This window comes from Moorena sp. SIO3H5, assembly GCF_010692395.1.
Classification (GTDB): Bacteria; Cyanobacteriota; Cyanobacteriia; order Cyanobacteriales; family Coleofasciculaceae; genus Moorena.
Window position 1 is genome coordinate 1 of the sequence record NZ_JAAHHS010000574.1, and the last position, 3771, is coordinate 3771.

Annotated in this window: 4 protein-coding genes; 3 read left to right on the plus strand and 1 reads right to left on the minus strand. The window is 45.7% G+C overall.

What is annotated here, in order from left to right:
* From F6K52_RS33760 to F6K52_RS33770, 3 genes are all read left to right on the plus strand, one after another.
* Positions 1-267: hypothetical protein (locus tag F6K52_RS33760; protein ID WP_293089151.1), on the plus strand; the 267-nt coding region annotated here is incomplete at its 5' end.
* Positions 268-570: 303 nt separating this feature from the next.
* The gene (locus F6K52_RS33765; protein WP_293089153.1) at positions 571-1254 is read left to right on the plus strand and encodes a class I SAM-dependent methyltransferase; all 684 of its coding nucleotides are present in this window, start codon (positions 571-573) and stop codon (positions 1252-1254) included.
* Positions 1244-1609: a Lin0512 family protein gene (locus tag F6K52_RS33770; protein WP_293089155.1), complete on the plus strand. Its 366-nt coding sequence runs from the start codon at positions 1244-1246 to the stop codon at positions 1607-1609. The genes F6K52_RS33765 and F6K52_RS33770 overlap by 11 nt, the downstream gene beginning before the upstream one ends.
* A 130-nt stretch (positions 1610-1739) precedes the next feature.
* On the opposite strand, the gene F6K52_RS33775 is transcribed toward F6K52_RS33770, so the two are convergent.
* A complete protein-coding gene (locus F6K52_RS33775; RefSeq protein WP_293089157.1) occupies positions 1740-3248 on the minus strand; it encodes an arginase family protein in 1509 nt (502 codons plus the stop codon).
* Between the last annotated feature and the right edge of the window lie 523 nt (positions 3249-3771).

The window sequence follows — 3771 nt, forward strand, 5'->3', positions numbered from 1 at the left end:
AGGAAACAGGCAACAGGAAACAGGCAACGGGCAACAGGCAACAGGCAACAGGAAACAGGCAACAAGCAACAGGCAACAGGCAACAGGCAACAGGCAACAGGCAACAGGCAACAGGCAACAGGCAAAAAAAAAGAGAGTCGTTTTACTGACTCTCTCGATCATCAGGGTGCATCTTATATTTCAAATATACCTGAGCAAATGAGGGGTGTCACCCCTCATCGCAAAAATCAGCCAAATGGCTTAGTTTGTAATGTGGTACTGCTATAGCAGAAGTCAGAAGTTAGAAGTCAGAAGTCAGAAGCGGTGCGACCCTGGTGATTTTTAATCACTATCAGAATGCGCACCAAGAGAGTAAAACTCTTGCGCTTACTTAGGTTTGAGACTTTTGTCATGTCCTAACTGCCCTGGGGACTGCTATAACCTGATCTCTCTTACCAGACAGGGATTTAGATTGGAATAGTTATAGCGCTACGCGCAATGGCATTGGCATGCATGCTAGAGGCAAAAGTTAACTAAAACAGTTTAATCGGTAGTGCTATAAACTTAGGAAGCATAACCACACCCAGACCTATGTTCGAGCAACAACCCGAAACACTACAGCAGAAGGTCAAGCTCTTGGCATCGGAATCAATTCGCCAAGATAATCCATCTCAATGGTTTGAGGTTTTATATGCGGAAGCTAATGGGGATTCAGGGCAAATACCTTGGGCGCGTTTAACACCCCATCCCTATCTACAGGATTGGTTAGAGCATAATACACCCCAAGGGTCGGGTCGCTCTGCCCTAGTGGTTGGTTGTGGGTTAGGGGATGATGCGGAAGCGTTGGCGCAGCAAGGTTTCCAAGTCACTGCTTTTGATATTTCCCCCAGTGCGATCGCATGGTGCGAAAAACGATTTCCCGATTCCCAGGTCAAGTACCAAGTGGCGGATTTGTTTGCCTTAGATCCAGCATGGCATCACAAATTTGATTTTGTGTTTGAATGTCGTAACATCCAAGCCTTACCCCTGAAGGTTCGGTCAACTGTTATGAATGCGATCGCATCCTTACTCGCCCCAGGGGGAACCCTCCTAGTGATAACTCGATTTCGGGATAGCGACACTGAACCGGATGGTCCCCCTTGGCCGTTGTCGGATACAGAACTAGCTCACTTTCAGGAATTGGGCTTACAAGAAATCCGTCGTGATACTGTCCCAGAATCAGAGGATGATCCGATTAAACGCTTACGCATTCAATATACTCGCCATGGTTCGTAAACGCTTAATTATAGAAATGGGAATGGGAATAGACCAACACGGTCAAGACCCAACCGTAGCAGCAGCAAGAGCTGTACGTAACGCTATTGCTCACAATGCCTTGCCTGGTGTTTGGGAAGTAGCTGGTTTAGAGCATCCCAATCAAATGATAGTTGAAGTTCAAGTCGCCGTGCCTTACCCAGAGCAAGTCCGGGAAGATGAAGTACTCGCTGTACTCCCATTTGGTCAGAAAACTCTATCCCTTGAGTCCGGTGGAATGGTAGTTCAAGGCAGGGCGATTCCGGAACTTAATGATAAAAATGATGACATGCTGATTGCTGTTGCAGCGGTTACTGTTTTGGTGGATAGTGATTAGCTAAGCTATCAGTTATCAGCTATGAGCTATGAGCTATCAGTTATCAGTTATCAGCTTAAGCGCTACGCGCACGCGTGCGCGTTCAGCTATCAGCTATCAGCTATCAGCTGATAGCTTTTGAACAATAGTCTTATGCTTTCGGTGTCACTTCTAGGCGATTGGCAATGGCATCCACTACGGTTTCAAAAATGCCCAGGGAGTTTTCCACCATGGTGTTGAGGGTATCGAGCAGAGGATTAATTTCACAGATTTCCCAACAACAAACTCGTGGATCTTTAACCAAGGTTTCGTTGAGCAGACAGGCTTCCTTGACAAAAATCCCATTTGGAGCCGGGGTTCCCGTTCCCATACAAATTGTCGAGTCCATACTGTCCACATCGAAGGTAACGTAAATCAGATCCACCCCCTCTAGCTTCTCTAAACACCGTTGGGCAACAACATCCGCACCCAAGGTACGAACGTGCTCAGTAGTCATGTTTAGGATTTGGTGTGTTTCAATCAAGTGGTCTTCTGCCTCTTCCGTATCTCGTACCGCAACATAAACCAAATCCTCAATGCTTAAATTTGCGCCATCTGCCAGCCCCAATCTTTGGCAAAGGTTCCATAGTTCTAAGGTTTCTGAGTCAAGATCATTGATTTGCTTAGCCAGATTATCAGTAGCAGTCGCCATCGCCAGAGGCATTCCATGCATATTTCCCGATGGAGTTGTATAGGGAGAGTGAATATCGGCATGGGCATCAATCCAAACCACTCCCAGGCGACGATTCGGAAAGGCTTTTTTGATTCCGGCGATTGTCCCTGCTGCCGTTGAATGATCCCCACCGAGTACCAATGGAAACAGCCCCTCCTGTAGGGTTTCGGCGACTACATCGGTAGTTCGGCTCAGCACCTGATATAGCTTTTCAATATACTTGGCGTACTGATGTTTGTGTCCCAGAGCATCTGCCCAATTTTCCGTTTGTACTTGTAAACTATCCAGACTCAAAACACCATTCTCGGCATGCATCCGTGCTGCCTGTTTTTGGATAGCAGCTTCTCTCAAAGCAGCAGTTCCCATAGATTGACCGCGCGTTCCTGCTCCTAATTCCGAATCAACTTCAATCAGGGCAATGGAGGAAAACTTTGCGACTTTCTGGTACTGAAGTAAAATCTTTTTAAAACTGCGTAACCCTGCGATCGAAATCTTCAGAGCCGATTGATAAGTCTGGGTGGCAATAAACTCTTCAAAATCAATTTCACCATCTCCATTTAAATCAGCTTGTCTGACCAAAGCAGCAATTTCTGAATCAGTTACGGTAGTGTTGAAGCAACGGATAATCTGGGTGAACTCCTCAATGGATAATTTGCCACTACCATCAACATCAATCAGTTCAAACACCTGTCGCAGATCAGCCCTAATATCGAGGTCTTGGCGGTTTACCATCCACTCCATAAAGGCATCTCGTGTCACAACATCATCTTTGTTGAGCAGATTGAAAAGATTGCTTCGGTCTTGAAGGGAAATGCCTTGTCCCAAAACCTCTAGAGCATCGATGATCTCCTGACGACTAATGAATCCATCACCATTGGCATCAAACAACTGGAACACCTGGTCAAATTCTGCATGTCGTTGCGATGGCATTGCTTTGGTTATGGTCATAGTTGAATTTCCTTATCTGTTACCTTATTTTGGAAAATTGCTATGGGGATTATACTACCATTTAGATTTAACAATCAGAGAAGTACTAAAAAGTCTTGCTCAACTGGGTAATCAGGGTTCTCCAGATGCCCAGAGTTGTTGACCGTAGGTAAGCATTCAGGCGTCAGTTGTCAGGGATACAAGCAACAAAAACTATTGCCCATAGCGCTATACATTTTTGCCCACCCACAAAGCTATAGCGATATAGTTGTGTGCGCGATCGCCCAGGGCTATATTTCCAACGACATAAATAGACGTTGCCTATTTATGTCGTTATTATCTGGTTGTGGAAGGGATAATAAGCAAAGCTTTATCTTTTCTATAGAATTTAGAACTATAGCGTTTATCATATCTATGAGGTACACATTATTTTTTGCCTCTTGCCTCTTGCCTCTTGCCTCTTGCCTCTTGCCTCTTGCCTCTTGCCTCTTGCCTCTTGCCTCTTGCCTCTTGCCTCTTGCCTCTTGCCTCTTGCCTCTTGCCA

Bases quoted from the DNA above. Each gene is read 5' to 3' on its own strand.
- F6K52_RS33765 (WP_293089153.1), top strand. From the start codon at position 571: ATGTTCGAGCAACAACCCGAAACACTACAGCAGAAGGTCAAGCTCTTG.
- F6K52_RS33770 (WP_293089155.1), top strand. From the start codon at position 1,244: ATGGTTCGTAAACGCTTAATTATAGAAATGGGAATGGGAATAGACCAA.
- F6K52_RS33775 (WP_293089157.1), bottom strand. From the start codon at position 3,248: ATGACCATAACCAAAGCAATGCCATCGCAACGACATGCAGAATTTGAC.